Here is a 25,847-nt window from a genome sequence, read left to right as displayed (position 1 = left end):
CACAATCCTCAACGCCGTCATCCGGGACAGACAACCATGGCGCGAACAAACCGCTTGACCAACAAGACAGTCGCTCACCCCTGCCCCTCTCCTTACGGGAGAGGGGTTCCCCGCGCTTTACTTGGACATGGCTCAGCCGCCGCAGCGCTGCGCCATCATGGCAAAGCCCTTCTGGCCGCCGGCGAGCGGGAAGCTCTGGGTCTCGCCCTCGACGCGCAGTGTCAGGCTCTGGCCCTTGCGCAGCACCGCCTGCAGCGCGGGTGTCAGCGTCGTCGTCGCCTCGAAATGATTGCCCATCTCGTCGCTGATCAGCTTCATCGGAAGATCGGCCTGGCCGCCGCTCGAGGACAGCTTGGCGGTGGTGGGGGCATTGTCCTTCATGCCTTCCTTGAAGAAGGGCACCCGCACGGTCAGGCTCTTGCTGGCGAAGTCGCAGGAGAAGAACAGCCGCTGATCGTCGGTCTGCGGCACCTCATAGGCGACGACGATGCCGTCGGCATCCTGGCGGACGCCCCAGCTCAGGCCGTCCTTGGCCGGCACAGCCGTGGTCTGGAGCGCCAGAGCGGGCGCCAGCAGGAGAATTGCCCTCGGGATCATCGTCGTCGTCCTCATAGCCATCGATCGCCGCGCCTTTGCGCCGGACAGGCGACAATTCGCGGATTGCACCGTCATTGCGGGCCGCTTGGTTTCGCTCGCAGTCACGACAGAAAATTGGGCGGACAAACGCAAACAGGCCACCCGAAGGCGGCCTGTCCACAATTGGGTGATGTCAGGCTGTTCAGGCCGGGACGGCAGCAGTGCCGAAGCCGGCTTCGCGGGTCTGCGGGCTGGTTTCCGACACCGGCACGACACGCGAGACCGAGCGGCGCTCGTCGTCGATGCGCTCGATCAGGAAGAACGCGCGCTCGGCCGAGCCGAGCAGGGCCAGGATCGCGCCGCGCTCGACCCAGGGCAGCTCGGCGCCGAGGCGCAGGCAGCGCTCGCGGACCGCCGACAAGGCGGCGATGCGCGGCTCCGCCTCGGCCGAGACGATCGGCGCATCCTGGCCGGCCGGAACGATGGCGCGCATCGCCTCGGCGACCTGGTCGACGATGCTGTCGACGATCTCGCGACCCGGCTGGCCGAAGGGCTGGCGCTCGATGCGGCGGGCGATCTGGTAGAGGGTCTCGCCGAGGCTGGCGGTGAAGTCCTCTTCCTCGATCAGGCTCGCGACCAGGTCGGCGCGGGCATAGGGCATCTCGGGCGTGAACATGCCGGAGGTGTAGGCGCGGATGTCACGGTTGAGGACGTCGATCGCGGCGTAGTGCTCCTCGCTCTTCTGCGGCGCGTCCGGCTTGTCGCGGGCGATGTCGAGGAAGAGCTGCGAGGCCTGGAGATAGCGGCCCATCTCCTGCTGGATGTTGGCGACGGCATGGGCGTGGTCGGTCGCCTTGGCGAGGAAGCGCGGTGTCGAATAGTCCTCGATGTCGTCGACCGACGAGGCGCCGACACGGGACAGGACCCGTTCGAACACGCCGACGAAGGGGAAGAGCAGGACGGTGTTGAAGATGTTGAAGAAGGTCGAGTAGAGGCCGATTGCGACGGGAACGAGCGGGAAGGTCTCCTTGCCGTCCTTGATAACCGGGATGCCGGGATTGCCGCCGAACCACTGCATCGCCCAGGTCAGGATGTCCATGGAGACGAAGAAAAGCGGTATCGTGATGGCGACGCCGATGATGTTGAAGGATATGTGGGCGTAGGCGGCGCGCTTGGCGTTCTTCGACAGGTTGAGCGAGGCCATCCACGAGGTGATGGTGGTGCCGAGGTCGGCGCCGAGCGAGAAGGCGACGGCGGTCTTCCAGTCGAGGATGCCGGCGGCGCCGAGGCCCATGACGATGCCGATCGTCGCCGAGGAGGAGTGGATCATCGCGGTGATGCCGGCGGCGATCAGCACGCAGTATATCAGGTTGAGATAGGTGTCGGCCTTGAGCGAGGAGATGACGCTCATGACTTCCGGCATGGAGCGCAGCGGACGCAGGCCGCCGGTCATCAGGTTGAGGCCATAGAAGATCAGCGCGAAGCCCATGCAGGCCAGCGCGATGTTCTTCACCTTGTCGGTCTTGGCGAAGATGTGGACCAGCGCGAAGATGCCGGCGAGCAGCAGGCCGAGCGGGCCAAGCGGCAGCGCGATCAGGCCGTTGCCGAGCGTCGTGCCGATATTGGCGCCCATGATCACCGAGATGGCGGGGCGAAGGCCGATGACGCCGGCATTGACGAGGCCGACGACCATGACGGTCATCGCGGTCGAGGACTGGATCACGCCGGTGATGAAGGTGCCGGCCATGACGCCCTTGACCGGGGTGCCGGCGATCTTGGCGAGCAGGGCCCGCATCTTGTTGACGGCGAGATTCTGAATGCCGTTGCTCATGAATTCGAGGCCGAGCATGAAGATGCCCAGACCACCGATCACAGGCACGATGACCTGCGTGAAAATGTCGACTTGCATGCTCTCGACTCCGACAAGGGTGCGCGGACGCATCTGCGGCCGGGTCGGGTCGAGGCGTCACGGCGAGCGTAGGCACGCAGGTCCTGCGATGGACACGCGCGCAGCTCCGTGCCGGTTTCCCCACCTGGCTAACGGACTCCTAGGCAGGTCGTGCGACAGCCGGGTGACTATGCGTCACAATTGCGATGAACCGTTTCAATGGTCGGCCGTCGGCGTCGATACGCGCCGACGGCCGCGCTTTTCAGCCGCTCAGGCCGCTGCCTCGTCGAGGTCGAAATGGAAGACCTTGGCGATCAGGCGCCAGTGCCCGTCGAGCTTGATGAAGCTCAGAAGGTCGGTGAAGCGCTTTGCGCCGATCGCACATTCGACGCGGGCCAGCGCCGTGACCGGTCCGGCGAATTCAATCGAGACGATGCGGTCGCGGCGGGGCTCGCCGCGGCTTGCGGGCGAAGGCCGTTTCGCCACCATGGGAAGGTACTCCGTCATGGTGAGATGGGTCAGGCGCCCTTCGGTCGCGCAGGCATAGATCGCCTGCGGGTGGAAGAGCTGGCCGAGCTTATCGGCATCGCTGTGATGGAGCCCGTCGAAATAATCGCCGAGCGCGGCGACGATCTCGGCGAAGCGCGGATTGGCGCTCATTGCAGCAGGCCCTCGGCACGCATCGCCTCCTGCACGCCGGCGCGGGCGCCGATCCGCGCCATGAAGGCGCGCAGCTTCGGGAAGGCGTCGAGCGGGACGCCGCGGCTCTCCGACCAGTTGACGATGGTGAAGAGGTAGCCGTCGGCGACGCTGAAGCGCTCGCCGAGCAGGTAGTCGCGGCCGTCGGCGAGTATGCTTTCAATATGGCCGAGCTTCCTGGCGATGCGGGTGCGTGCCGCCGCTTTGCCGTCTTCGCTGGTGTCGGGGAGGAAGAGCGCGGTGTAGGCCTTGTGGAGTTCGCTGCCGATGAAGTTCATGATCTCTTCAAGCCTGACGCGTTCGAAGCTGCCCGGCTTCGGCGCCAGATCGGTATCGGGGGCGAGATCGGCGATGTAGCGGGCGATCACGGCGCCTTCGGTCAGGACGCTGCCATCCTCGAACTGCAGCGCCGGGACATAGCCCTTCGGATTGACGGCGGCGTAATCGGCGCCGGTCTCGGTCCGGCCGGCGACGAGGTCGACCTTTTCCAATGTCACCGGCAGACCGGCCTCGCGCAGGGCGATATGGGGCGAGAGCGAGCAGGCGCCCGGGGCGTAGTAGAGCTTCACGGCGGTGTCCTCATCCGCGTTGACGATGCGGAGAGCTAGGCGCAAGCGGTTACGTCTGTATATGGGGTAACTTGTTGTAACCGCGTTTTCCGGTATCCTCCCGGTAACCGGGAGAACCGACTGCAATGGCTTTGAAGCTCAGGAAGAACCGCGCGGCGGCGCAGCCCGAGACCTGCAATGTCGGCGCCTGCATGCAGGTGCTCGGCGGGGCCTGGACCCCGAACGTGATCTGGTTCCTGAGCGGTGGGGCGCGCCGCTTCGGCGAGCTCAGGCGCGACATCCCGGCGATCTCCGCCAAGATGCTGAGCGCGCGTTTGCGGGCGCTCGAGGAGAAGGGCGTCGTCCGGCGCAAGGTGGTGCCGACGAGCCCGCCCTCGACTGAATATGCGCTGACTGAGCTCGGGCAGGAATATGTGCCGGCGATCCTGGCGATCGCCGAGGTCGGCGCCAAGCTGAAGGCGCAGGCCGCGGCACGAGCGCAGGCGGCCTGAGCGGGGAACTCAGCCCTTCGCCGCGGCTTCAAGCCCTGCGATGTCGAGCTTGACCATCTTCAGCATCGCCTCGGCGACGCGCTTGGCCTTGGCGCGATCGGGATCGCGGGTGAGTTCGCCCAGGCGCTTGGGCGTGATCTGCCAGGACAGGCCCCAGCGATCCCTGAGCCAGCCGCACTGCTCGAACTTGCCGCCTTCGCCGAGCGCCTCCCAGAGCCGGTCGACCTCGGCCTGCGTCTCGCATTCGATCATGATCGAGAAGGTGTGGTTGAAGGCGTCGGAGCGGTGGGCTTCGAAGGCCTGATAGCGCTGGCCGTCGATGGTGAAGGTGGCAATCTTGACGCTGCCGGCCGGGCCGCTTGGCGATTCCGCCGGCAGGGCACCGGTCCATTCCAGCGCGGAGTTCGGGATCAGCGAGGTGTAGAGGCTGATCGCGGCGTCCATGTCCTTGTCGAACCAGAGATTCTGGATGACCTTCATCGCGGTGCTCCTTGCTGCGTCGGCAGGCTGGATCATGGCCTGTCGTCCCAAGGACGAAGCAGCAAGCAAGGTTCCGACAGAGGTGCGCTTTTTTGTAAGGTGGCGGGTGGGGACGTGTCTGCGCATACCAAAACTGGTATTGGCACGGTATGGGCGTGATCTGTCTAAGCTGCGAAATCGTCTCTGGCAGGAAGGAGGTCACTGGCGGGCCGCTCTGCGAAACGGATCACTTTCATGCTCACCAGGATGTCGCTTATCCCGTCCCAGGGCTCGTGATCGTCGCCTCCAGGCGCCACATCAAGTCTTTTGTCGAGATGGATGGTGGCGAGGCCCAGGAATTTCTGCCGCTCATCCAGCAGATCAGGCGTGCCCAGAGCGCTGTCGGTATAGATTCCGTCTATTACTTCTATAACGAGGATACCAAGCACCATTTCAATTTCTGGATGGTGCCTCGCTACCCATGGATGGCTCGCTTCGGCAAGTCCATCGAAGCCGTGCGCCCGGCATTGATCCATGCTCGCGATCACATGGCGTCCGCGGACGAAATCTCTTTCGTCGCTCAAACGGCAGCAAGGCTGCGGCGGATCCTGGCCGACAATTGATCGCCAGCGGCCGGCGGGGCGCTCCAGCCAGCTCTTCTCAGACCACGTGCATGGTGCCGGCGCGGACCATCGCGACATCCCCCGCCACCTCGATGGGATCGCCGAACAGGCGCAGGCAGTTGCGGCCGGCGGCCTTGGCGACGTAGAGGGCCGAATCCGCCTCGGCGAAGCGCCGCTCCGGGTCGTGCAGCAGGCCGGGTCTGAGGACGGTCGCGCCGATCGAGGCGCTGACCTCGATCTTCGTGTCGCGCCAGGTGACCGGGCGTGACAGTGCCTTCTGGGCCTGGTCGAGCCGGTGGAGGAGATAGGGCCGGCCGGCGGCGGAGCAGATGAGGAGGCCGAACTCGTCGCCGCCGATGCGGGCGATGATCGTGGCGTCGCTGAGCGAGGTCTCCAGCCGCATGGCGAGCTGGCGCAGGCACTCGTCGCCGGCGGCATGGCCGAAGCGGTCGTTGATCGGCTTCAGATTGTCGAGATCGACGATGGCGAGCAGGCCGAGCGCACAGGAATCGCCGGTGTGACGGCGCAGGTCCGAGAGCTGCATCTCGAAGGCGCGGCGATTGGCGAGGCCGGTGAGTGGGTCGCTATAGGCGAGCCGGCGCAGGCCCATCCACATGTCCTTCTCGCCGGTGATGTCCTGCTTGGCGCCGTGGATGCGGACCGGCCGGCCATGCTCGTGCGTCACGGCGGCGGACAGGCGCATCCAGCGCTCGGTGCCGCTGGCGGTGCAGATGCGGGCGTCCATGACGAAGCCCTGGCCGCAGGCGATCAGCCGGCCGCGCAGGCGCTCCATCTCGGCGCGCGACTCGTCATGATAGAGCTCGACGATCGAGCGGCGCGGGATCGGCGAGCCGCGCGGCAGGCCGAACAAATCATAGATGCCGTCGGTCCAGCTCAATTGCGTATCGGCGAGCCGGCATTCCCAGGCGCCGATGCAGGCCATCAGCGCGGCCTGGTCGTAGAGGCGTCTGGCTTCGGCGTCGGAAAGCGGCATGGTCTGGCCCTATGCGCTCGCTCGGTGATCGGTGAGTCCGGTGACGCTAGGGCCGAAGGGTTAACGAAGATTGCCGTGTCACTCGCGCCGGAGCGCCTCGATCGGGTCGAGCCGCGCCGCCTGCCGCGCCGGATAGAAGCCGAAGAACACGCCGATCAGCCCGGAGACGCCGACCGCGATCAGGATGGTCTGCGGCGAGATCACGAAGGGCCAGCCGGCGAAGCGCGCGATCGCGGTCGCTGCGCCGATGCCAAGGGCGATGCCGACGGCGCCGCCGATGGTCGCCAGCGTCGTCGCCTCGATCAGGAACTGCGAGAGCACGTCGCGCTGGCGGGCGCCGACAGCGAGGCGCAGGCCGATCTCGCGGGTGCGCTCGGTCACCGAGACCAGCATGATGTTCATGATACCGATGCCGCCGACCAGCAGCGAGACCCCGGCGACGGCCGCGAGCAGCCAGGACAGCGTGCTGGCCGCGGCGGTCGCGGTGTTGGCGATCTCGGTGAGGTTGCGGACGATGAAGTCGTCCTCCTGATCCTCGGTCAGGCGGTGGCGCTGGCGCAGCAGAGCGCGCGTCTGCTCGATGCCGGGATTGATCGCCTGCTCGCTGGCGAACTTGACCATGATGGTCTGGACCGAGCGGTCGCGGGCGTAGTTGCGGCCGACGATGCGGCGGCGGCCGGTGTCGAGCGGCACGAAGATGACGTCGTCCTGGTCCTGGCCGAGCGCCGATTGGCCCTTGCCCGCCATCACGCCGATGACCTTGAACGGCACGTTGCGGATGCGGAACATCTGGCCGAGCGGATCGCTCTCGCCGAACAGGTTCCTCGCCACGGTCTGGCCGATGATGGCGACGATCTCGCCGCGGCGCAGCTCCTCCGGCTCGAACAGGCGGCCTTCCGCCAGGCCCCATTCGCGGGCGGTGAAGAAATCGAGATCGGTCGCGGTGATCGTCGTCGACCAGTTGGTGCCGGCATAGACGGCCTGGGCCCGCGTGGTGATCACCGAGGCGGAAGCGACTACATCCTCGACCTCGGCCGCGACGGCCTTCGCATCCTCGTCGGTCAGGGTCGAGGAGGCGCCGGCTCCCAGCCTTACGCCGCCCTGCGTGACGTTGCCGGCCTGGATGATGGCGAGATTGGCGCCGAGCGACTTGATCTGGCTGTCGACGCGCTCGCGGGCGCCCGAGCCGATCGCGACCATGGCGATGACTGCGGCGACGCCGATGATGATGCCGAGCATGGTCAGCGCCGAGCGCAGCGCATTGGCGCCGATCGCGGAGAGAGCGGAACGGATCGCTTCGAGCAGGCTCATTCTGCGGCCTCCGGCATGGGGGCGGCGGTATCGTGCGCGGCGAGGGCGAGGCGGGCGTCGGCCGGCTCCTGGCTGACGTCGGCGATGACATGGCCGTCGCGAAAGCGCACCACCCGTCGGGCATGGCGAGCGACCTCGGCGTCGTGCGTCACCAGCACGACGGTGACGCCCTCGCGGTTGAGATCCTGGAACAGCGCCAGAATTTCCAGCGCCGTGCGGCTGTCGAGCGCGCCGGTCGGCTCGTCGGCGAGGAGCAGGCGCGGCTGGTTGACCAGAGCGCGGGCGATGGCGACGCGCTGCTGCTGGCCGCCGGAGAGCTGCATCGGCCGGTGGTGGGCGCGTTCGCCGAGGCCGACACGGGCGAGGGCATTGAGCGCCCGTTCGCGCCGTGTCTTGCCGTCGAGCCCGGCATAGACCATCGGCAATTCGACATTGGCGCAGGCGTCGACGCGTGGCAGCAGGTTGAATTGCTGGAAGACGAAGCCGAGCTTGCGGTTGCGCAATTCGGCGAGCCCGTCGCCGGAGAGCGTCTCGACCGCGACGCCGTCGAGCCGGTAATGGCCGCCGGTCGGCCGATCGAGGCAGCCGATGAGGTTCATGAAGGTCGACTTGCCCGAGCCGGACGGGCCCATCACCGCGACGAGCTCGCCCGCCTCGATGTCGAGCGAGACGCCACCGAGCGCGGTGACGCGGCCGGAGTCGAGATCGTAGACCCGGGAGAGATCGCGCACCTCGATCAGGGGCATGGCGGCCGCCTCAAAACAGTCTTGGGCCGCGTGGAGCCGGGCCGCGGCTGGTGGAGGCCGGCTCGGCATTGCGCGGGCCGCCGCCGATCACGACCTCGCTGCCCTCGGCGATGCCGGCCGCCGGCAGAACCTGCGTGAAGGCGCCGTCGCTCGGCCCGAGCCGGATCGCGACCGGCTTGGGCTGGCCCTCGCCGTCGAGCACATAGACGCGGCCGGGCGTGACCTCGCTCTGTGCTGCCGGCCGGCCCTCCTGCATCAGCGCCTCGAATTTGGCGCGACGCTCGGGATCGAGCAGGGCGGCGATCTTCGTGCGCAGTTCGGTGCGGGCGGTACGGAAGCCGGCACGGCGCTCCTCCTCGGACAGGCCGGCCATGGCTTGGCGATTGCCGGCGCGCTGCTCGGACATGATCGCGGCGATCGCCTGCTTCTGCTCCGGGGTCGGCTGCACCTCCTCCTCGATACGCTCGCGCAGCGCGCCGGCGGCGCGGCCGCCGCTTCCGCCGCGCCGCGCCTGTGTCTCGGCCGGCGCGGCGGCGGGCAGGGCGGTCGGCCCCCCGAGCGGGCGGAAGCGCAAGGCCGCATTGGGCACGCGCAGCACGTCCTGCCGGTCGTCGGTGACGATCTGGAGATTGGCGGTCATGCCCGGCAGCAAAGCGAGGTCACGATTCGAGACGCGGACCACGCCGGTATAGGTGACGACGTTCTGGATGGTCTGCGCGCCCAGGCGCACCATCTGCACCTTCCCCTGGAAGGTCCGGTTCGGATAGGCGTTGACGCTGAACGAGACGTCCTGGTCGACCTTGAGCCGGCCGACATCGGCCTCGTCGATATTGGCGTAGATGTCGATAGTGCGCAGGTCCTGCGCGATCTGGAACAGGACGGGGGCCGAGAGCGAGGCGGCGACCGTCTGGCCGAGATCGACCTGGCGCTGGACGACGACGCCGTCGACCGGCGAGCGGATCTCGGTGCGTTCGAGATCGATCAGGATGTCCTTCAGTTTGGCGTCGCGCTGGGCGATCAGCGCCTCGCCGGACTGGACCTGGCCCTCCGCCAAAGCGATGTCGGCGTCGAGCCCGCCGATCTCGGCCTTGAGCGAGGCGATCTGGGCTTCGTTCGAGGCGAGGGTCGCGGTCTGGATCTCGACCTGGGTGCGGGCGCTGTCGAGGGCTTGCTGGGCGCCGGCGCCGCGCGTGAACAACTCGTTCTGGCGATCGAAAGTGCGCTTGGCGTCGGCGAGCTGGGCACGGGTGCGGTCGCGCTGGGCTTCGAGATCGTTGACGGTCGAGTTCGCCTTGGTCCGCGCCACCCTGGCCCGGTCGAGCTGGGCGCGCTTGACGACGAGATCGGCCCTGGCCTGCTGCAAATCGGCGGCAGCGGCATCGCGCCTTGTCTTGATCTGGTCGCTATTGAGGCGGGCGACGACCTGGCCGGCCTTCACCTGCGAATTATAGTCGGCGAGGATCTCGACGATCTGGCCGGAGAGCTGCGAGCCGACCACGACGGTGGTCATCGGGGTCAGCGTGCCGGTGGCGCGGACCGAGGCGGTGATCCGGCCGCGATCGATCGCGGCGGTGCGGTAGGGCGTGTCGTTGGCGGCGCCGCCGGTGGGCCGCAGCGCGAAATAGCCGGCCGCCAGCGCGCCTGCGCCGATGACCGCACCGATTGCCCAGAGACGCACGTCCGTTCACCCTCCGAGGCCGGGGACAATGCCGGCCTTCCATTGCCGCGCATCATGCCAGATTCAGGCGATGCAGACGAGTTAACTCGCTGCAATGTTGCGGAAAGCTTGCCGGATGCCGAGAAAGCCGAACTCCAGCCCTCATCCTGAGGAGCGCCCGCAGGGCGCGTCTCGAAGGATGGTCCAGATGGTTCCCGAGCCTCCTGAAGCATCCTTCGAGACGCAAGCTGCGCTTGCTCCTCAGGATGAGGGCTGAGGGAGCTGCGGGTCAGCCCGTCCGCGCTTCCTGCGTCAGCGCCAGCAGGTCGCGCAGCGTGGTGATGGTCGAGCCGTCGGCGACGCCGTCGACCTTCTCCGGCCGCCAATGGCGCTGGAAGGCGGCGACGACCGCCTCGAAGCGTTCGTCATAGCTGCCGTCGACCGAAACGCCGTAGCCGAGCATGGCGAACATCGCCTGCAGCGCCTCGACCGGCGGGCCGGCGTCGCCGCGGGCGAAGAAGCGGCCGCCTCTGATCGGCGCCGGTTCGATCCAGAGGCCGACGCCGCCCTCGGCGAAACGGCGCCAGGGGAATTTCTCGCCGGGATCGATCTTGCGGCCCGGCGCGATGTCGGAATGGGCGAGGACGCGCTCGGGCGGAATCTGCCAGCGCTCGCAGATGTCGCGGCAGAGGTTCAGCGTCGCAGCGATCTGCGCTTCGGGAAAATCGGGCAAGCCGGCGGGATGGCCGGGGTGGGCGATCTCGATACCGATCGAGGCCGAGTTGAGATCGGTCTCGCCGGCCCAGTGCGAGGCGCCGGCATGCCAGGCGCGGCGCTCCTCCGGCACGAGCTGGAGGGAATGGCCGTTCTCGAAGACGAAGTAATGCGAGGAGACCTGCGAGGCCGGGTTGCACAGCCACTGCAGCGCCTCGCCGGCATCGGCCATGCCGGTGTAGTGCAGGATCAGCGTGTCGGGGCGACGCCCCGTCGCGCCGTCGCGGAACTTGCGCTCGCCATGGTTGGGCGAGGGGAAGACCTTGGCGGCGAAGCGGCTGTCGGGTGCGAGGGTGAGGCTCACGCCGGTTCGGGCTCCTTGCGGCCGATGCCGCGTTCCTTCTCGATCGTGTCCCAGGCGGCGTTGATCGCGGCGAGACGGCGCGTCGCGATGCAGACGGCCTCTTCCGGCAGGCCGCGGGCGATCTCGCGATCGGGATGGTTCTCAATGACGAGGCGACGATGGAGCTGCTTGAGCTCGCCATCGCTCATCTCGCGGGTGGCGCCGAGGACGAGATAGGGATCGTCGCGGCGGCGTAAGTGGCGCGCCTCGATGCGGGCGAAGCCGGCCTCGTCGATGGCGAAGATCGTCGCGACATCGCGTAGATAGGCGTGCTCGCGCTCATGGATCGCGCCGTCCGCGGCGGCGATCAGGAAGAGGCCGTCGAGCACGTCCTCGAGCAGAGCGGGCTCGTCGCGGAAGGCCTCCGCGATCTGCTGGGCATAGGCCTCGAAGCCGGCGCTGGTCTGCTTGGCGAGGTCGAACAGGCGCTCGACCTGCGCCTTCTGCTCCTCCGGCACCTCGACGATGCGCTCGAAGGCGGCGATCTCGTCGCGCGTCACCACCCCGTCGGCGCGCGCCATCTTGGCGGCGAGTGCGACCAGGCCGGTGGTGAAGATCAATTGCTTGGGGGCAGGGCCGAAGAGCGCGCCCTCACGGTCGATCAGGACATGCCCGGCCAGCGCGCCGACGAGCGCACCGAGCGGCCCACCCAGCGCGAAGCCGAGGCCGCCGCCGCCCAAAGCCCCCCAGAAAGACGACGTCATCGCATACTCCGCCATGGCCGAACCGGCCATGGCCCTTGCCTAGGATGCGCGCGGCTCAGCGGCAATATAGACGGCCGTAGTAGTCGCGGTAGTAGCCGTAGGGGCAGCCGCCATAGTAGCCGTCGCCATAATAGTAGCCGCCGCGGCGATAGGGCGAGGTCGCCGAGCCGACGATGGCGCCACCCACGCCGCCGATCGCGGCGCCGGCGAGCGCGCCGCCCGCGCGACCGGTGGCGAGCCCGCCGATCACGGCACCGGTCGCGGCCCCGACCAGGGCGCCGCCGCCGACGCGCTCCTCATGCGGCGTGCAGGCGCCGAGCGCCAGCGCGACGGCCGCCATTGCGATCAACTTCCTCATCTCATTCCCCCTTCGCGGGCCGTGCCCGCCGGTATCGCTTCGGCAGGAGCCGACTTTCTTGCATTGCGACCGGCAATTGCGGTGGCATTGCGGCGATGATTTGGCCCGCTACCATAACTGCGTCAACGCCGACGAGGATGAATCGTTCCGCCGTTCAATACATGATGATTACTTCTATCGAAATGAGGCTAAAGTATTCGTTCTACTTCCAAATTTGAATGAAATTCATGCGTATCGGCCAGATTGTGGTCACATTCATCTATCATTTCGCCGCTCTGTTTTGCGGTGCAATAGATAGATGAGGCTCCTCCAGCATGATGAACATCTCCGGTAGCGGCTGCGCCGCCTTCGCGATTTGCCTGGCCTTTCTTCAACCCGCTTCCGCCCAGGTGAACGCCGAGACCGACGCCCGCGCCTTCATCGTGCGAGAGGCCGAGATCAGGCGCCAGGCCGCCGCTGCCGAGCAGGGTCAGGACGCGCAGAAGACGATCGACACGGCCGAAGCCAAGACCGACCGCAAGGGGCGGGCCAAGAGCGCGAGGACGAGCCGGGACGAGCGCACGCCGCTGGCCGCGCCGGCCGGTTCGGAAGGGTTGCGCCAGCTCGTCGCCCGCCACGCTGCCGCCAATGGCGTGCCGTTCGCGCTGGCCGACGCCGTGGTGCGCATCGAGAGCCGTTACAATCCGCGTGCCGCCAATGCCGGCAATTACGGGCTGATGCAGATCCGCCATCAGACGGCGCGCGGCGTCGGTTACAGCGGCGGTGCCGCCGGCCTGCTCGATGCCGACACCAATGCCCGCTATGCCATGAAGTATCTCGGCCAGGCCTACAAGCTCGCCGGCGGCGACACCTGCCGTACCGTCATGAAGTACCAGAGCGGGCATATGGCGACCCGCATGAGCGGGGCCAACCGCACCTATTGCGCCAAGGTCCGCAACATCACCGGCCGCAGCGGCACGATCACCGCCAGCAACTGAGCTTGACGGCTCGAGCCTGAAAGCGCACATCGGCCCCGCCAGTCGGCCGGACGGCCGCTCCCGCTTCGCGGGGGAGGAAAGTCCGGGCTCCACGGAAACACGGTGCCGGATAACGTCCGGCGGGGGCGACCCCAGGGAAAGCGCCACAGAGATCGAACCGCCGCGGGCTTCGGCCTGCGGTAAGGGTGAAAAGGTGCGGTAAGAGCGCACCGCGGACCCGGCAACGGGGACGGCATGGCAAGCCCCACCGGGAGCAAAACCGAATAGGGACGATGCTCGCCCGCAAGGGAGGAGGGGCCGGTTTCCAGGTCCAGTCGTCCGGGTTGGTTGCTCGAGGCGCGCAGCGATGCGCGTCCCAGAGGAATGGCCGTCACGTCGGGAGAGAGATCTTCCGGCCATCCAGAACCCGGCTTACAGGCCGGCTGGCACCCCTTCAGTCATCGCGAAAAGGGTCGGGATTGATCCCGGCCCTTTCCTGTTTCCGCGACCGCGATCAGAGCGCGTAGCTCCATTCTGCGGGGACAAAGCGGAAGGCCGTTCCGTCCTTCAGCACCTTGCCAAAGCCCGGGAAGGGCATATGCGCCCCGCTGATCAGCAATCCGTCGGCGGCGGCCATGTCCAGTACGCGCCGGCGCGAGGCTGCCGCCTGCTTGCCATCGGCGTCAAAGACGAAGGTCACGTCCGGCTGCGCCGTCTGGATCACGACGTTGTGGATGCTATCGCCGACGAGCAGGAGCTGCTCGTTGCCCGAGGAGACGCGCAGGATGCTGTGGCCGGGCGTGTGGCCTGGCGCATGCTCGAGCATCAGACCAGGCGCGACCTCCCCCGGCTTCACCTTGCGGGTACGCGCGGCGTAGGGCGCGAGAGCGTTGCGGGCGGATGCGAAGAACGGCTTCATCTCGGCCGGAGCCTGGTTGAGGATACCGTCGTCGTGCCAGAAGGCATGCTCGGTCTCGTTTATGATCAACTCGGCGTTCGGGAAGCGCGCCGTCTTCTGCGCGGTCAGCAGGCCCTCGTGATGATCGGGATGGGCATGCGTCAGGATCACCGCGTCGATCTGTTCCGGCGTGATGCCAGCGGCGCGCAGATTGGTCTCTGCCCGGCCCATGGTGTCGCCCATCGCGTTCCAGGCGCCCGCGCCGGTGTCGAGCAGATAGGTCCTGTCCTTGGTGTTGATGATGAAAGTGTTGACCGCGGTCGGCAGGCGTTCGCCCTGCCCGGCATTGGCAAGGCTCTGACGGATCGCGGCAGGGTCGCTGCCGCTGAAGACCTTGGTGTCGAAGGGGATGTAGCCGTCGAGGATCGCGGTGATCTCGAGCTCGCCGAGCTTGCGGCGATAGATGCCCGGCACCTGCGCGCCGGTCTGAGGAGCGCGAGCATGCGCCGGCAGGGCAGGCGCGAGCGCAGTGGCCGCGGCCGCTGCGAGGAAATGGCGACGATCAATCATGGGGATGTTCCAGAGGCTTTGAGGTTGACGCTTCCGGAAACGAGGCCCGCTCCGTGGCAGGCCAAATCGTCTCACGGCCGGAGGAATGCCCGGCCGTGAGGCTGAGATGGGTGGCGCAGCGTCAGGCTGCAACCGTCAGCTGGACGTCGATATTGCCCCGAGTCGCATCGGAATACGGGCAGACGATATGGGCCTTCTGGACGAGGTCCTCGAGCTTGGCCTTGTCGATGCCGGGCGCCGAGATCGTCAGCTTGGCGGCGATGCCGAAACCCTTGCCGTCGTCGCGGGGGCCGATGCCGACATCGGCGCTGACGCGGGCGTCATCCGGGATCTTCACGCCTTCCTTGCCGGCGGCGAATTTCAGCGCGCCGAGGAAGCAGGCGGAATAGCCCATGGCGAAGAGCTGCTCGGGATTGGTGCCGTCGCCGCCGCCGCCGCCGAGCTCCTTCGGCGTGTTCAGCACGAGCTTGACGTTGCCGGTGTCGGTCGCAGCCTGGCCTTCGCGGCCGCCGGTGGCGGAACCATGGGCGGTGTAGAGGATCTTCATGACAGCTCTCCTTGTCTGGCGGTCCATCCGCCGTGGTTGATGCTTATTACATTGTGCACAATTGAATTGTCTGCAATTCACATTTCCGTGAACGGGGCGGTGTTCGGTGCGAAGAGAGAGTATCTTGGTTCCATCGCAGGTGAGCCTGTTTCCTGGGAGGGTTGTTCCAATCCGATCGGATCGGTCTGCCTGTCCAAGGAACGATGATGCGGGCAACAAGCGGCAAGGCGATGACGAAGGACGCGAAGGCGACACCGGTGCGCGGGCTCGACGAGCAGATCTGCTTTGCGGTCTATTCGGCTGCCCATGCCTTCAACCGGGCCTATCGGCCGTTCCTGGCCGAGCTCGGGCTGACCTACCCGCAATATCTGGTCATGCTGGTGCTGTGGGAGCAGGACGGCCAGAGCGTCAAGGCAATCGGCGACCGGCTCGGGCTCGATTCCGGTACGCTGACGCCGCTGCTGAAGCGCCTGGAAGGCAACGGCCTGATCCTGCGCAAGCGCGGCCGCGAGGATGAGCGGCAGGTGCTGGTCGAGCTGAGCGAGGCCGGTCACCACCTGCGCGAAAAAGCAGGCAGCGCACCCAATCCGGTGCCCTGCGCGGTCAAGGACAGCGGCGTTCCGCCGGGGCGTCTCCTCGGCGACGTCCAGGCTCTCCGCGAGGCGCTGCTGCGCCGCGCGACAGTCGAGGACTGAACTCGGCGGGGCAGGGTGGCCGCCCCTAAAAATATTTCCATTCGGCCTGATCCGGCTAGGCTGCCGAAGAGGCGCTGTGCGCTGACGTTCGCGTGCCAAAAATCCTCGTCTTTACGGATAGTTAACCTTAACGGGCTGTGATGGTCGCAGGCTCGGGCAGACCCGCGTCCGCAGCGTTGGATCCGTTGACGCCCATATTGTCCCATGCTATCCCAAATCATCCCGTCGAGACCGACAGGCAAGCACCAAGTCAGGGCCCGTGTGCCGCGCGGATTCTGGCTGACGGCCCCGCCATGTCGGGATCGACGGGAGTATCGATCGCCGGCATCTGCCGGTTCGTCTCGCGCTCTCGATGCGCGATTGGAAGCCCGACCCGGAGGCGGCGTTGACGGACCGCTTCGTCTCCCATTTCACCAACAGGCTCGATGCCAAGGGGCGGGTCTCGATCCCGGCTCCGTTCCGGGCCGTGCTGGCGAAGGATGGCTACGAGGGGCTCTACGTCTATCCGGCGCTCGATCAATTCAGTCTCGACTGCGGCGGCCATGCGCTGCGGGCGACGATCGACGAGATCCTGTCGCGCTTCTCGCCCTTCTCGGAGGAATGGGAGTCGCTCTCGACGGCGCTGAACGGCACGTCCGAGGTGTTGAAGGTCGATCCGGAAGGGCGGATCATGCTGAGCGAGACGCTGAAGGCGCATGCCGGCATCGGCGATACCGTCACCTTCGTCGGGCAGGGCCACAAATTCCAGATCTGGGAGCCCGAGCGCTTCAAGGCGCATCTCGAGGAGGCCAGGGCGAAGCTGCGCGACGTCCGGCGCATACTGGGCGCGAGGCCGGCATGACCAGTGAACCGCATATCCCGGTGCTGATGGAAGAGGCGCTCGACGCGCTCGCCCTGAAGGCTGGTGGGCGCTATCTCGACGGCACCTTCGGCGCCGGTGGTTATTCGCGCGCGCTGCTGGAGCGCGAGCCGAAGGCGACGCTGCTCGCGCTCGACCGCGACCCGAGCGCGATCGCCGGCGGGGCCGGTCTGGTCGCAGCGATGGGCGGGCGGCTGACTTTGGCGCAAGCCCGCTTCGGCGCCCTGGCCGAGGAAGCCGAGCGCTTCAGGATGACGCCGCTCGACGGGGTCGTGCTCGATATCGGGGTGTCCTCGATGCAGCTCGACCAGGCGCAGCGCGGCTTTTCCTTCCGCTTCGACGGGCCGCTCGACATGCGCATGGAGGCGGGCGGGCAGAGCGCCGCCGAGCTCGTCAACGAAGCCGATGAGGGCGTGCTCGCCAACATCATCTACCACTATGGCGAGGAACGGCGCTCGCGTGCCGTGGCGCGCGCCATCGTCGAGGCGAGGCGCAAGGCGCCGATCACCACGACCAAGCAGCTCGCCGATCTCGTCGCCGGCATCGTCCGCGGCGAGCCTGGCGGGGCGCATCCGGCGACGCGGACTTTTCAGGGCCTGCGCATCGCGGTGAACGACGAGCTCTGCGAGCTGGTGCGGGCGCTGCACGGCGCCGAGGCGGTGCTCGCGCCGGGCGGGCGGCTCTCCGTCGTCACCTTCCATTCGCTCGAAGACCGGATCGTCAAGCAGTTCTTCGCCGAGCGCTCGGGCAGGGCGCCTGGCGGTTCGCGCCACGCTCCCGCGACGGCTGCGCCACAGGCGACGTTCAGCCTGGTCACCAAGGGGCCGGTCGCGCCGTCCGAGGCCGAGACGCGGGCCAATCCCCGCGCCCGCTCGGCCAAATTGCGCGCCGCCGAACGCACCGAGGCGCCGCCGCGCGCTCCGGATCCTGATCTGGTCGGGCTCGCCGTCGTGCCCGCGCCGCAAACCCGCCGGAGGAGCTGAGCGTGATCAAGCTCTTGCATGTCGTCGCGATCGGCGCGCTGGTCTCCTCGGCGCTCTATGCCTATTCGATCAAATACGAGACGACGCTGCAGGCCGAGCAGCTGCAGAAGCTGAAGGCCAAGGCCCAGCGCGAGCGCGACGCCATCGCGGTGCTGAAGGCCGAATGGCAGTTCCTCAATCGCCCGGAGCGGCTGCAGGCGCTGGCCGACAAGCATCTCGACCTGCAGCCGCTGACGACGGCGCAGATCGTGCGTCTGTCCGATATTCCCAATCGCGGTCCCAAGGTGGATTCGATCGGCCGCAAGCTCGAGGATCTCGGCCTCGGCCTGCCGACCGAGACCCCGCGCGACCGCAAGAGCAACACCGCGACGACGCCGGGAGCCCGCCCATGAGCCAGGAGGTCAATCCGCAGGCCGCGGCGCCAGAGATCATCGCCCCCACGGTCGAAAAGCCCGAGGCCGTGAAGCGCAAATGGCGCTTCCGGACCGACTGGCTGCGCGACGTCTTCCGGATGAGCGGCGAGAAGAGCGAACCGCGTGTCGGGCTCGTCATCCTCGGCTTCAGCGGCTTGTTCCTGGCGATCATTGCCCGGCTCGTCATGCTCGGCGCCTTCCCCGGCGACCAGGTCGGCCTGCGCCGCGCCACCTCGAACGCGATCTCGGCGGCGCGCCCCGACATCCTCGACCGCAACGGCATCCAGCTCGCGACCGACATCCGTACCGTCTCGGTCTTCGCCGAGCCGCGCAACATCCTCGACAAGGACGAGGCGACCGAGCTCCTGACCGCGGTCCTGCCCGACCTCAACGCCAAGGAGCTGCGCGACAAGCTCAGCACCAAGAAGGGCTTCGTCTGGGTCAAGCGCGAGATCACGCCGCGCCAGCAGGCCGAGGTCCACCGGCTCGGCATTCCCGGCGTCGGCTTCGTGCCGGAGAACAAGCGCGTCTACCCGAACGGCAATGTCGCGGCGCATGTGCTCGGCTTCGCCAATGTCGACAATGTCGGCATCGCCGGCATCGAGAAATACATCGACTCGCAAGGGTTGCAGGACCTGAACGGGGCGGGCTTTACCGTGCAGGCCTCCGACCTCAAGCCGGTGCAGCTCTCGATCGACATGCGCGTCCAGCATCTGCTGCGCGACGAGCTGGTCAAGGGCATCGAGAAATACCGGGCGATCGCGGCGGCCGGCGCCATCATGGACGTCAACACCGGCGAGATGATCGCGCTGGTCTCGCTGCCCGATTTCGACCCCGGCAATCCGGTCGACGCGCTGGAGAAGGACCGCATCAACCGGATGAATGTCGGCGTCTACGAGATGGGCTCGACCTTCAAGGCCCTGACCATCGCGATGGCGCTCGACTCCGGCAAGGCGACCATCAATTCGACCTATTCGACCGCCGGCGGCATGATGCGCTTCGGCCGCCAGGTCATCAAGGAATACCACGGCACCGGCCGCACGCTGACGGTGCCGGAGGTGTTCCTGCATTCGTCCAATATGGGCTCGATCAAGATGGCGCTCTCGGTCGGCGTCGAGGGCCACAAGGCGTTCCTGAAGAAGATGATGCAGCTCGACCGCATGACCACCGAGCTGCCGGAGAGCGCTGCGCCGATCGTCCCCGGGCGCTGGGGCGAGATCAACACGGCGACCATCGCCTTCGGACACGGCCTCGCGGTGGCGCCGCTCCAGGCGCTGGCGGCTGTCGGCGCGCTGGTCAATGGCGGCTACCTGATCACGCCGACCTTCCTGAAGCGTTCCGAGGAGGAGGCCAAGAAGAACGCGATCCGCGTGATCAAGCCGGAGACCTCGGAGGCGATGCGCTACATCATGCGCATCAACGGCGAGAAGGGCTCGGCCCGGTTCGCGAACATCCCCGGCTATTTCGTCGGCGGCAAGACCGGCACGGCCGAGAAGGTCATCAACGGCCGCTACGCCAAGAACAAGAACTTCACCACCTTCACGGCGATCGCGCCCTCGGACAAGCCGCGTTATGTCTTCCTCGCGATCTATGACGAGCCGAAGGGCTATGCCGAGAGCGGCGGCTATTCGACCGCGGCCTGGAATGCCGGCAAGACCACCGGCAAGGTGATCGAGCGGGCGGCGCCGATCCTCGGCATGGCGCCGCGCTTCGAGCCGCCGCCGTCGCCGTTCCCGCTGATGGCTAAGCTCGGGGCTTGGGGCTCGCGATAGGGCGGAGGGCGTCATGCTCGGGCTTGACCCGAGCATCTCTGGACGGAAAGGAGCTTGATCCTGCATGAGATTCTCGGGTCTACGCTTCGCTTCGCCCGAGAATGACGCGCGGGTTTTCGCACCCGGCAAGGATTGCGCTTGTGACTGACACCGGCTTCAGCCTCGAACAACTCTTCCCAGGAGCCTTCGCCGACGCAGGCGAGCGCCATATCACGGGCGTAGCCTTCGACAGCCGCAAGGTGTCTGCCGGTCACGCCTTCGTCGCGCTCGCCGGCTCGAAGGCCGACGGCGCGCGCTTCATCAGCGATGCGGTCCAGCGTGGCGCGGTCGCGATCGTTGCGAGCAGGGAGCGTCCCGCCGAACTGCCCGGCGAGATCGCCTATGCGCAGGTCGAGGACCCGCGGCTCGCCTTGGCGTTGGCCGCAGCCAAGGTGCATCCGGGCCAGCCCGGCACGGTCGTCGCCGTCACCGGCACCAGCGGCAAGTCCTCGGTCGCCGAGTTCACCCGCCAGATCTTCAAGGCGCTCGGGCGCAAGGCGGCGAGCGTCGGCACGATCGGCATCGTCACCGAAGACGGGGCCGATTACGGCTCGCTGACCACGCCGGACCCGCTCTCGCTGCACGCTTCGCTCGACCGGATGGCGGGCGACGGCGTCACGCATCTGTCAATGGAAGCCTCCTCGCACGGGCTCGACCAGCGCCGGCTCGACGGCGTCAGGCTCGCGGCCGGCGCCTTCCTCAATCTCGGCCGCGACCATCTCGACTACCATCCGAGTGTCGAAGACTATCTTTCGGCCAAGCTGCGGCTCTGGGAGCTGCTGCCGGCTGTCGCGCCGGTGGTGATCAATCGCGACGAGCCTTATGCCGACAGGGCCGAGGCGGCCGCACGAAATGGCGGGCATCCGGTGATCGGCATCGGTCGGGGCGGCGATCGTCTCAAGCTGCTCGATGTGGCCCGCGAGGGCTTCTCGCAGCGCCTGACGGTCGCGGTTGATGGCGCCACGACCGAGGTCGTGCTGCCGATGGTCGGCGACTACATGGCCGGGAACGCGCTCGTCGCCGCCGGGCTCGCGATCGCGACCGGCGAGGACCCGCTGGCCAGCGTGGCTGCTATCGCCAGCCTCAAGGGGGTTCCGGGTCGGCTCGATCGTGTGGCTGAGCACAATGGCGGGCTCGTCGTCGTCGACTACGCCCACAAGCCCGATGCGCTGGCGGCGGTGCTGAAGACCTTGCAGCCCTATGCCAGCGGCCGGCTGATCTGCGTCTTCGGCTGCGGCGGCGATCGCGACCGCGGCAAGCGCCCGCTGATGGGCAAGATCGCCGCGGATGGCGCCGACATCGCCATCGTCACCGACGACAATCCGCGCAGCGAGAACCCGGCGGCGATCCGCGCCGAGGTGCTGGCGGCGGCACCGGAGCGCCTCAGGGAAATCGGCGATCGGGCCGAGGCGATCATGGCCGGTGTCACGATGCTGCAGCCTGGGGATGTCCTTGTTGTCGCCGGAAAAGGCCATGAAAGCGGCCAGATCATCGGCGATCGGACCTTGCCGTTCTCGGATCACGACGTGGTTCGCGAGGCGATCGCGGCATTGGCTGGGGGAAGACGGGGATGACCACCGAACCGCTATGGATCGGCGCGCGCCTGATCGAGGCGATGGGCGCCCGTTCGCAAGGGCCTGTGCCGGCCGCGGTGACCGGCGCCTCGATCGATACGCGCACGCTGGAGCCGGGTGACGCCTTCTTCGCGATCACCGGCGAGGCGCGCAACGGCCATGACTTCGTCGCGGCGGCGCTCGACAAGGGCGCGGCGCTCGCCGTGGTCGACGAGGCGCATGCCGTCGCCTTCCCGGGGGATGCGCCGCTCGCCATCGTCCCCAATGTGCTTCGTGGCATGGAAAAGGCCGGCATGGCCCGCCGGGCGGAACTCTCCGCCAGGGTCGTCGCGGTCACCGGCTCGGTCGGCAAGACCGGGACCAAGGAGGCGTTGCGCCTCGTGCTCTCGCGCCAGGGCAAGACGCATGCGCCGGTCGCCTCCTACAACAACCATTGGGGCGTGCCGCTGACGCTGACCCGGACGCCGCGCGATGTCCGCTACGGCGTCTACGAGATCGGCATGAATGCGCCGGGCGAGATCCTGCCGCTGGCGAAGATGGTCCAGCCCGATGTCGCCGTGATCACCACGATCCAGCCAGTGCATCTGGCCGCCTTCGAGTCGCTGGAGGGGATCGCCCGCGAGAAGGCGGCGATCTTCAACGGGTTGAAGGCGGGCGGGACCGCGATCATCAACGCCGACATCCCGCAGACCGGCCTCTTGCGCGAACTGGCGCTCGCCGCCGGGGCAGGGCGCGTCATCTCGTTCGGCGAGAGCGAGGCGGCCGATGTGCGGCTGCTCGGCTGCTCCTTGAAGCCTGATGTCTCGACCGCCGAAGCCAATGTCATGGGGCGGGCGGTGACCTACAAGCTCGGCAGTCCGGGCAAGCACATCGTGCTCAATTCGCTCGCCGTGTTGGCGGCGGCCGAGGCGCTCGGCGCCGATCTCGCCCTCGCCGCATTGGCGCTTGGCGATCTGGTACCTCCATCCGGCCGTGGCGCGCGGCAGGTCCTGCATGCGCCGGCCGGTCCGTTCACGCTGATCGACGAGAGCTATAACGGCAACCCGGCCTCGATGCGGGCGGCGATCGAGAATCTCGGGCGGATGCCGGTTGCGGGGAGAGGACGGCGCATCGCCGTGCTCGGCGACATGCTGGAGCTCGGCGAAACCGCGCCGGAGCTGCACAAGGGCCTCGCCGACGCGGTCACCGGCAACGGCATCGACCTCGTCTTCGCCTGTGGCCCGCTGATGAGATCTCTGTACGACGCCTTGCCTTCGCACCGCCGCGGCGCTTATGCCGCTCAGGCGAGCAGCCTCGAGCCTTATGTGCTCGATGCGGTCCGCGCCGGCGACGTCGTCACGGTGAAGGGCTCGCTCGGTACGCGCATGGGGCCGATCGTCAAGGCGATGACGGCTCGCTTCCCGGTCGTCCAGGCCGACGACTGAGTAAGGAACAGAATTCGATGCTGGTCTGGCTCGCCGAGTTCGCGGGATCGTTCCCGGTCCTCAACGTCTTCCGCTACATCACCTTCCGCGCCGGCGGGGCGACCGCGACGGCGCTGCTCTTCGTCTTCTTCTTCGGGCCGGCGGCGATCTCCTGGCTCAGGATCAAGCAGGGCAAGGGCCAGCCGATCCGAACCGACGGGCCGGAATCGCATCTCGCCAAGCGCGGCACGCCGACCATGGGCGGCCTGATGATCCTGACCGGGCTATTCGTCGCGACGCTGCTCTGGGGCAACCTGCGCAATCCTTACGTCTGGATCGTGCTGGGCGTCACCGCGACCTACGGCGCGATCGGCTTCTATGACGACTTCCTCAAGGTGACCAAGCAGTCGCACAAGGGCTTCTCCAGCAAGGCGCGCCTCGGCCTCGAGATCGTCATCGCGCTCGCCGCCTGCACCGCGATCATGCAGGTCAGCCCGCCGGCGATCGCCAGCGGCTTCGCGCTGCCGTTCCTGAAGGAATGGATGATCCCGCTCGGCATCCTGTTCCCGCTGGTCACGGCCTTCGTCGTGGTCGGCGCCGGCAATTCGGTGAACCTGACCGACGGGCTCGACGGGCTCGCCATCGTCCCGGTGATGATCGCGGCCGGCACCTTCGGCTTCATCGCCTATCTCGCGGGTAACGCCATCTTCGCCAACTACCTACAGATCCACCATGTGCCCGGTGTCGGCGAGCTCGCCGTGATCTGCGGCGCGATGATGGGGGCGGGGCTCGGCTTCCTCTGGTTCAACGCGCCGCCGGCCCAGATTTTCATGGGCGACACCGGCTCGCTCGGTCTCGGCGGCATGCTCGGCACCATCGCGGTCGCGATCAAGCACGAGATCGTGCTCGCCATCGTCGGCGGCCTGTTCGTGGTCGAGGCGCTCTCGGTGATCATCCAGGTCGCGGTGTTCAAGCGCACCGGCAAGCGCGTCTTCCTGATGGCGCCGATCCACCATCATTTCGAGAAGCTGGGCTGGACCGAGCCGCAGGTGGTGATCCGCTTCTGGATCATTTCGGTGGTGCTGGCGCTGGTCGGCCTCGCCACGCTGAAGCTGCGTTGAGGCGGTATTGCCATCTGTCGGATCGTTCTTGGTCGGACCTACCCTTGTCATTCCGGGGCTTCGCGCAGCGAAGAACCCGGAGCCCACGACTGGGCGAGGTGCCCGCGACTGGGCATCTGATATCTCATCCGGTCGTGGGTTCCGGGTTCGCGCCTGCGGCGCGCCCCGGAATGACAAAGAGCGCGTGCGCTGGCTCATGAAAGCGAGAACATCATGACACCGGTCACAGTCTTCGCGGGCAAGACGCTCGCTTTGTTCGGCCTCGGCGGCTCGGGCCTGGTAACTGCGCGCTCGCTTGTCGCTGGTGGAGCCAAGGTCGCCTGCTGGGACGATAATCAGGCGAGCCGCGACAAGGCGGCGGCTGAAGGGCTCTCCGTCGTCGATCTCGCGACCGCCGACTGGTCGGGCTTTGCCGCCTTCGTGCTCTCGCCCGGCGTGCCGCTGACCCATCCGGCGCCGCACTGGACGGTCGATAAGGCCAAGGCCGCGAATGTCCCGGTGATCGGCGACATCGAACTGTTCTTTCTGGAGCGGGCAAGGATCGCGCCCGCCGCGCCGGTGGTCTGCATCACCGGCACCAATGGCAAGTCGACGACCACGGCGCTGATCGCGCATGTGCTGCAGGCTGCTGGCCGCGACGTCCAGATGGGCGGCAATATCGGCACCGCCGTGCTGGCGCTGGAGCCGCCGGCCGACAACCGCATCCATGTGGTGGAGTGCTCGACCTTTCAGATCGATCTCGCGCCGTCGATCAAGCCGAGCGTCGGCATCCAGATGAACCTGACGCCGGATCATCTCGACCGGCATGGCACCTTCGAGGCCTATGGCGCGATCAAGGAGCGGCTGGTCGCCGCCTCCGACATCGCCGTGATCGGCGTCGACGACGAGCCGTCGAAGCAGATGGCGCGCCGGCGCGCCGCGTCGGGCAAGCCCCTGGTCAAGATCAGCGGCGAGCAGCCGCTCGACGAAGGCGTCTTTGCCGGCGTCACCGCCAATGCCGATCAGCTCGATACGCGCATCGTCGAGGTCAGGGACGGCAAGCCGAGGGTCGTCGCCAATCTCGCCGGCATCGGTTCCCTCCGCGGCAGCCACAACGCCCAGAACGCGGCGGCGGCCTTCGCCGCCTGCGCGGCGCTGGGTCTCCCGGCGGAGGAGATCGCCGCAGGCTTCAAGAGCTATCCCGGCTTGAAGCACCGGATGGAGGAGCTCGGCCGCATCGGCCGCGTCGTCTTCATCAACGATTCCAAGGCGACGAACGCGGACTCGACCGAGAAGGCGCTGACCTCCTTCCGCCAGATCTTCTGGATACTCGGCGGCAAGGCCAAGGAAGGCGGGATCGAGTCGCTGCGGCGCTATTTCCCGAATATCGCCCGCGCCTATCTGATCGGCGCGGCGAGCGATCTCCTCGCCGCGACCTTCGACGATGACGGCCGTGTCACTTACGAGCGCAGCGGCACGCTCGACGTCGCGGTCGCGGCTGCGACCAAGGCGGCGCTGGCGCAGCCGGGGACCGGCGAGATTGCGGTACTGCTCTCGCCGGCCTGCGCCTCCTACGACCAGTTCCCGAATTTCGAGGTGCGCGGCGATGCGTTCAGGGCGCTGGTCAAGGCGTTGCCGGGGTTCGAGGCGGTGCCCGGTTCGGCCTGATTGTCGCTGCCCGACGCCTGGTCATCCCGGACGGAGCGAAGCGGAGATCCGGATCCATTCCTGAACTGTTATCGGCGAGGTTCCGGAATGGGTCCGGCTCTCCCTTTGGTCGTCCGGGACGAGAGAGCTTTGCGTGGGGCAAAGCTCGACTCGGAATCAATCGGTTAACCATTCATTG

The 25,847-nt window shown here is 67.4% G+C and carries 26 protein-coding genes and 1 other RNA gene; 13 read left to right on the top strand and 14 right to left on the bottom strand.

Annotation, left to right across the window (positions count from 1 at the left end; all coding sequences use genetic code 11):
• Nucleotides 1-132 precede the first annotated feature (132 nt).
• The 4 genes from BMZ69_RS22275 to gstA all read right to left on the bottom strand — a co-directional run bounded on the left by BMZ69_RS22275 (nucleotide 133) and on the right by gstA (nucleotide 3,732).
• Complete coding sequence (locus tag BMZ69_RS22275; protein WP_139219146.1) at nucleotides 133-597, bottom strand: hypothetical protein; 465 nt, start codon at nucleotides 595-597, stop codon at nucleotides 133-135.
• 181 nt (nucleotides 598-778) lie between these two features.
• A complete protein-coding gene (locus BMZ69_RS22270; RefSeq protein WP_092160893.1) occupies nucleotides 779-2,485 on the bottom strand; it encodes a Na/Pi cotransporter family protein in 1,707 nt (568 codons plus the stop codon).
• A 249-nt stretch (nucleotides 2,486-2,734) separates the two neighbouring features.
• Nucleotides 2,735-3,124: a nuclear transport factor 2 family protein gene (locus tag BMZ69_RS22265; protein WP_092160891.1), complete on the bottom strand. Its 390-nt coding sequence runs from the start codon at nucleotides 3,122-3,124 to the stop codon at nucleotides 2,735-2,737.
• Nucleotides 3,121-3,732 (bottom strand): glutathione transferase GstA, encoded by a 612-nt coding sequence (gene gstA, locus BMZ69_RS22260; protein ID WP_092160889.1) that lies wholly within the window; start codon nucleotides 3,730-3,732, stop codon nucleotides 3,121-3,123. Before gstA ends, BMZ69_RS22265 begins: the two co-directional genes overlap by 4 nt.
• A 125-nt stretch (nucleotides 3,733-3,857) precedes the next feature.
• On the opposite strand from gstA, the gene BMZ69_RS22255 reads away from it, so the two are divergent.
• Complete coding sequence (locus BMZ69_RS22255) at nucleotides 3,858-4,223, top strand: winged helix-turn-helix transcriptional regulator (RefSeq protein ID WP_092160887.1); 366 nt, start codon at nucleotides 3,858-3,860, stop codon at nucleotides 4,221-4,223.
• Between the two features lie 9 nt (nucleotides 4,224-4,232).
• On the opposite strand, the gene BMZ69_RS22250 is transcribed toward BMZ69_RS22255, so the two are convergent.
• A complete protein-coding gene (locus BMZ69_RS22250) occupies nucleotides 4,233-4,703 on the bottom strand; it encodes a VOC family protein (RefSeq protein WP_092160885.1) in 471 nt (156 codons plus the stop codon).
• 272 nt (nucleotides 4,704-4,975) lie between these two features.
• Here BMZ69_RS22250 and BMZ69_RS22245 point away from each other — a divergent pair, with 272 nt between their 5' ends.
• Nucleotides 4,976-5,305 (top strand): hypothetical protein, encoded by a 330-nt coding sequence (locus tag BMZ69_RS22245; RefSeq protein WP_210188069.1) that lies wholly within the window; start codon nucleotides 4,976-4,978, stop codon nucleotides 5,303-5,305.
• Nucleotides 5,306-5,342: 37 nt separating this feature from the next.
• On the opposite strand, the gene BMZ69_RS22240 is transcribed toward BMZ69_RS22245, so the two are convergent.
• From BMZ69_RS22240 to BMZ69_RS22210, 7 genes are all read right to left on the bottom strand, one after another.
• Entirely contained in the window at nucleotides 5,343-6,299 is a 957-nt protein-coding gene (locus BMZ69_RS22240) for a diguanylate cyclase domain-containing protein (protein WP_092160880.1), read from the bottom strand.
• 78 nt (nucleotides 6,300-6,377) lie between these two features.
• Complete coding sequence (locus BMZ69_RS22235) at nucleotides 6,378-7,610, bottom strand: ABC transporter permease (RefSeq protein ID WP_092160870.1); 1,233 nt, start codon at nucleotides 7,608-7,610, stop codon at nucleotides 6,378-6,380.
• On the bottom strand, nucleotides 7,607-8,356 hold the full coding sequence (locus tag BMZ69_RS22230) for an ABC transporter ATP-binding protein (protein WP_092160866.1): 750 nt from the start codon (nucleotides 8,354-8,356) through the stop codon (nucleotides 7,607-7,609). Before BMZ69_RS22230 ends, BMZ69_RS22235 begins: the two co-directional genes overlap by 4 nt.
• 10 nt (nucleotides 8,357-8,366) lie before the next feature.
• Nucleotides 8,367-10,034 (bottom strand): efflux RND transporter periplasmic adaptor subunit, encoded by a 1,668-nt coding sequence (locus BMZ69_RS22225; protein ID WP_092160865.1) that lies wholly within the window; start codon nucleotides 10,032-10,034, stop codon nucleotides 8,367-8,369.
• A 268-nt stretch (nucleotides 10,035-10,302) separates the two neighbouring features.
• Nucleotides 10,303-11,091, bottom strand: coding sequence for an N-acetylmuramoyl-L-alanine amidase (locus BMZ69_RS22220; RefSeq protein ID WP_092160864.1), 789 nt, complete (start codon nucleotides 11,089-11,091; stop codon nucleotides 10,303-10,305).
• Nucleotides 11,088-11,834, bottom strand: a complete 747-nt coding sequence (locus tag BMZ69_RS22215) for a TerB family tellurite resistance protein (protein ID WP_092160915.1) — start codon at nucleotides 11,832-11,834, stop codon at nucleotides 11,088-11,090. The genes BMZ69_RS22220 and BMZ69_RS22215 overlap by 4 nt, the downstream gene beginning before the upstream one ends.
• A gap of 55 nt (nucleotides 11,835-11,889) precedes the next feature.
• Nucleotides 11,890-12,192, bottom strand: a complete 303-nt coding sequence (locus tag BMZ69_RS22210) for a glycine zipper domain-containing protein (protein ID WP_092160863.1) — start codon at nucleotides 12,190-12,192, stop codon at nucleotides 11,890-11,892.
• Nucleotides 12,193-12,506: 314 nt separating this feature from the next.
• On the opposite strand from BMZ69_RS22210, the gene BMZ69_RS22205 reads away from it, so the two are divergent.
• Together BMZ69_RS22205 and rnpB are read left to right on the top strand one after the other, a co-directional pair.
• Nucleotides 12,507-13,169 carry a lytic transglycosylase domain-containing protein gene (locus BMZ69_RS22205; RefSeq protein WP_244543476.1) on the top strand — a complete coding sequence of 221 codons (663 nt, stop codon included), beginning with the start codon at nucleotides 12,507-12,509 and terminating at the stop codon, nucleotides 13,167-13,169.
• Nucleotides 13,170-13,207: 38 nt separating this feature from the next.
• Nucleotides 13,208-13,599: RNase P RNA component class A (gene rnpB / locus BMZ69_RS22200), an RNA gene on the top strand.
• A gap of 63 nt (nucleotides 13,600-13,662) precedes the next feature.
• Here rnpB and BMZ69_RS22195 read toward each other — a convergent pair.
• Nucleotides 13,663-14,616, bottom strand: a complete 954-nt coding sequence (locus BMZ69_RS22195; protein ID WP_092160862.1) for an MBL fold metallo-hydrolase — start codon at nucleotides 14,614-14,616, stop codon at nucleotides 13,663-13,665.
• Nucleotides 14,617-14,737: 121 nt separating this feature from the next.
• The gene (locus tag BMZ69_RS22190) at nucleotides 14,738-15,163 is read right to left on the bottom strand and encodes an organic hydroperoxide resistance protein (RefSeq protein WP_092160861.1); all 426 of its coding nucleotides are present in this window, start codon (nucleotides 15,161-15,163) and stop codon (nucleotides 14,738-14,740) included.
• A gap of 230 nt (nucleotides 15,164-15,393) precedes the next feature.
• Between BMZ69_RS22190 and BMZ69_RS22185 the strand changes: the two genes are divergently transcribed.
• The 9 genes from BMZ69_RS22185 to murD all read left to right on the top strand — a co-directional run bounded on the left by BMZ69_RS22185 (nucleotide 15,394) and on the right by murD (nucleotide 25,669).
• A complete protein-coding gene (locus tag BMZ69_RS22185) occupies nucleotides 15,394-15,858 on the top strand; it encodes a MarR family winged helix-turn-helix transcriptional regulator (protein ID WP_092160911.1) in 465 nt (154 codons plus the stop codon).
• A 385-nt stretch (nucleotides 15,859-16,243) separates the two neighbouring features.
• Nucleotides 16,244-16,699 (top strand): division/cell wall cluster transcriptional repressor MraZ, encoded by a 456-nt coding sequence (locus BMZ69_RS22180; RefSeq protein WP_244543475.1) that lies wholly within the window; start codon nucleotides 16,244-16,246, stop codon nucleotides 16,697-16,699.
• Nucleotides 16,696-17,700, top strand: a complete 1,005-nt coding sequence (rsmH, locus tag BMZ69_RS22175; protein WP_092160856.1) for a 16S rRNA (cytosine(1402)-N(4))-methyltransferase RsmH — start codon at nucleotides 16,696-16,698, stop codon at nucleotides 17,698-17,700. The genes BMZ69_RS22180 and rsmH overlap by 4 nt, the downstream gene beginning before the upstream one ends.
• A gap of 2 nt (nucleotides 17,701-17,702) precedes the next feature.
• Nucleotides 17,703-18,092, top strand: a complete 390-nt coding sequence (locus BMZ69_RS22170) for a cell division protein FtsL (protein WP_092160854.1) — start codon at nucleotides 17,703-17,705, stop codon at nucleotides 18,090-18,092.
• Complete coding sequence (locus tag BMZ69_RS22165) at nucleotides 18,089-19,885, top strand: peptidoglycan D,D-transpeptidase FtsI family protein (RefSeq protein ID WP_092160851.1); 1,797 nt, start codon at nucleotides 18,089-18,091, stop codon at nucleotides 19,883-19,885. The genes BMZ69_RS22170 and BMZ69_RS22165 overlap by 4 nt, the downstream gene beginning before the upstream one ends.
• Nucleotides 19,886-20,025: 140 nt before the next feature.
• Nucleotides 20,026-21,498 (top strand): UDP-N-acetylmuramoyl-L-alanyl-D-glutamate--2,6-diaminopimelate ligase, encoded by a 1,473-nt coding sequence (locus tag BMZ69_RS22160; RefSeq protein ID WP_280142126.1) that lies wholly within the window; start codon nucleotides 20,026-20,028, stop codon nucleotides 21,496-21,498.
• Entirely contained in the window at nucleotides 21,495-22,922 is a 1,428-nt protein-coding gene (locus BMZ69_RS22155; protein WP_092160847.1) for a UDP-N-acetylmuramoylalanyl-D-glutamyl-2,6-diaminopimelate--D-alanyl-D-alanine ligase, read from the top strand. The genes BMZ69_RS22160 and BMZ69_RS22155 overlap by 4 nt, the downstream gene beginning before the upstream one ends.
• 17 nt (nucleotides 22,923-22,939) lie before the next feature.
• Entirely contained in the window at nucleotides 22,940-24,022 is a 1,083-nt protein-coding gene (gene mraY, locus BMZ69_RS22150; RefSeq protein WP_092160845.1) for a phospho-N-acetylmuramoyl-pentapeptide-transferase, read from the top strand.
• A 213-nt stretch (nucleotides 24,023-24,235) separates the two neighbouring features.
• Entirely contained in the window at nucleotides 24,236-25,669 is a 1,434-nt protein-coding gene (gene murD, locus BMZ69_RS22145; RefSeq protein WP_092160843.1) for a UDP-N-acetylmuramoyl-L-alanine--D-glutamate ligase, read from the top strand.
• The last annotated feature ends 178 nt before the right edge of the window (nucleotides 25,670-25,847 follow it).

It is taken from the genome of Allobosea sp. CRIB-10 (assembly GCF_900112185.1).
Classification (GTDB): domain Bacteria; phylum Pseudomonadota; class Alphaproteobacteria; order Rhizobiales; family Beijerinckiaceae; genus Allobosea.
Note: the sequence above shows the minus strand (reverse complement) of the source record. Positions and strands in the feature narration are given on the sequence as shown.

Excerpts from the sequence above, each read along its gene's own strand:
- BMZ69_RS22275 (WP_139219146.1), bottom strand. The coding sequence starts at position 597 with ATGATCCCGAGGGCAATTCTCCTGCTGGCGCCCGCTCTGGCGCTCCAG.
- BMZ69_RS22240 (WP_092160880.1), bottom strand. The coding sequence starts at position 6,299 with ATGCCGCTTTCCGACGCCGAAGCCAGACGCCTCTACGACCAGGCCGCG.
- BMZ69_RS22235 (WP_092160870.1), bottom strand. The coding sequence starts at position 7,610 with ATGAGCCTGCTCGAAGCGATCCGTTCCGCTCTCTCCGCGATCGGCGCC.
- BMZ69_RS22255 (WP_092160887.1), top strand. The coding sequence starts at position 3,858 with ATGGCTTTGAAGCTCAGGAAGAACCGCGCGGCGGCGCAGCCCGAGACC.
- BMZ69_RS22210 (WP_092160863.1), bottom strand. The coding sequence starts at position 12,192 with ATGAGGAAGTTGATCGCAATGGCGGCCGTCGCGCTGGCGCTCGGCGCC.
- BMZ69_RS22230 (WP_092160866.1), bottom strand. The coding sequence starts at position 8,356 with ATGCCCCTGATCGAGGTGCGCGATCTCTCCCGGGTCTACGATCTCGAC.
- BMZ69_RS22190 (WP_092160861.1), bottom strand. The coding sequence starts at position 15,163 with ATGAAGATCCTCTACACCGCCCATGGTTCCGCCACCGGCGGCCGCGAA.
- BMZ69_RS22185 (WP_092160911.1), top strand. The coding sequence starts at position 15,394 with ATGACGAAGGACGCGAAGGCGACACCGGTGCGCGGGCTCGACGAGCAG.
- BMZ69_RS22195 (WP_092160862.1), bottom strand. The coding sequence starts at position 14,616 with ATGATTGATCGTCGCCATTTCCTCGCAGCGGCCGCGGCCACTGCGCTC.
- BMZ69_RS22205 (WP_244543476.1), top strand. The coding sequence starts at position 12,507 with ATGATGAACATCTCCGGTAGCGGCTGCGCCGCCTTCGCGATTTGCCTG.
- BMZ69_RS22270 (WP_092160893.1), bottom strand. The coding sequence starts at position 2,485 with ATGCAAGTCGACATTTTCACGCAGGTCATCGTGCCTGTGATCGGTGGT.
- BMZ69_RS22265 (WP_092160891.1), bottom strand. The coding sequence starts at position 3,124 with ATGAGCGCCAATCCGCGCTTCGCCGAGATCGTCGCCGCGCTCGGCGAT.
- mraY (WP_092160845.1), top strand. The coding sequence starts at position 22,940 with ATGCTGGTCTGGCTCGCCGAGTTCGCGGGATCGTTCCCGGTCCTCAAC.
- BMZ69_RS22250 (WP_092160885.1), bottom strand. The coding sequence starts at position 4,703 with ATGAAGGTCATCCAGAATCTCTGGTTCGACAAGGACATGGACGCCGCG.
- rsmH (WP_092160856.1), top strand. The coding sequence starts at position 16,696 with ATGACCAGTGAACCGCATATCCCGGTGCTGATGGAAGAGGCGCTCGAC.
- BMZ69_RS22165 (WP_092160851.1), top strand. The coding sequence starts at position 18,089 with ATGAGCCAGGAGGTCAATCCGCAGGCCGCGGCGCCAGAGATCATCGCC.
- BMZ69_RS22215 (WP_092160915.1), bottom strand. The coding sequence starts at position 11,834 with ATGACGTCGTCTTTCTGGGGGGCTTTGGGCGGCGGCGGCCTCGGCTTC.
- BMZ69_RS22155 (WP_092160847.1), top strand. The coding sequence starts at position 21,495 with ATGACCACCGAACCGCTATGGATCGGCGCGCGCCTGATCGAGGCGATG.
- murD (WP_092160843.1), top strand. The coding sequence starts at position 24,236 with ATGACACCGGTCACAGTCTTCGCGGGCAAGACGCTCGCTTTGTTCGGC.